This is a genomic window from Mesorhizobium sp. M7A.F.Ca.US.006.04.2.1, from assembly GCF_004022915.1.
Classification (GTDB): domain Bacteria; phylum Pseudomonadota; class Alphaproteobacteria; order Rhizobiales; family Rhizobiaceae; genus Mesorhizobium; species Mesorhizobium ciceri.
In genome coordinates, this window is sequence record NZ_RZQA01001618.1 from 1 (window position 1) to 497 (window position 497).

Sequence of the window (497 nt, forward strand, 5' to 3'; positions counted from 1 at the left end):
GCAGAAGGGCATGCCCGCCTCAGTGGCGCAATCCGACTGATTTAATCGATGTCCCGATTTTTGTATGAAGTTCTGGAACGCGCACTCTCAGCGCTCGTTCATGTTGTCTCAGCAGAGGGTCGTCGAGATGCAACGAAAAGCGAACGAGGCAAGCCGGGTGGCGAAAGGCCAGGACCTTGAGGTCGAACATCTGGTCGAACTCACGGAAATTGACCCCAAGCAGGCACGAACGCTGCTTCGCAGGCATGGCGCCGATTGGCCGAAGCTCAAAGACGAGGCGGAAGCTCTGAAGAAGGAAGACTAATCGTCACCTTCCGAGCGGTTGGCGAGAAAGCAGTTCTAGCTCATCCTCATCCGTGACCCCAGCCTGGTAGTAAGCCAGAATACGTGATGCGCGCCGCTCCTTCTCGGTTGCGGTTTCGTTTTTGATTTTGCTGCGTGCGAAGACGCGACTGAGCAGGGCAAGTTCTGATGGGGTGAAGGCGTCTCTATGCATC

Annotated in this window: 2 protein-coding genes; one reads left to right on the top strand and one right to left on the bottom strand. The window is 55.9% G+C overall.

What is annotated here, in order from left to right:
- Window positions 1–64: 64 nt before the first annotated feature.
- The gene (locus tag EN925_RS39060; RefSeq protein WP_032899472.1) at window positions 65–304 is read left to right on the top strand and encodes a hypothetical protein; all 240 of its coding nucleotides are present in this window, start codon (window positions 65–67) and stop codon (window positions 302–304) included.
- 3 nt (window positions 305–307) lie between these two features.
- On the opposite strand, the gene EN925_RS40410 is transcribed toward EN925_RS39060, so the two are convergent.
- Window positions 308–496, bottom strand: a complete 189-nt coding sequence (locus EN925_RS40410; RefSeq protein ID WP_013525120.1) for a hypothetical protein — start codon at window positions 494–496, stop codon at window positions 308–310.
- Window position 497: the final 1 nt, after the last annotated feature.

Coding starts and splice junctions, on each gene's coding strand:
- EN925_RS39060 (WP_032899472.1), top strand. CDS start 65: ATGAAGTTCTGGAACGCGCACTCTCAGCGCTCGTTCATGTTGTCTCAG.
- EN925_RS40410 (WP_013525120.1), bottom strand. CDS start 496: ATGCATAGAGACGCCTTCACCCCATCAGAACTTGCCCTGCTCAGTCGC.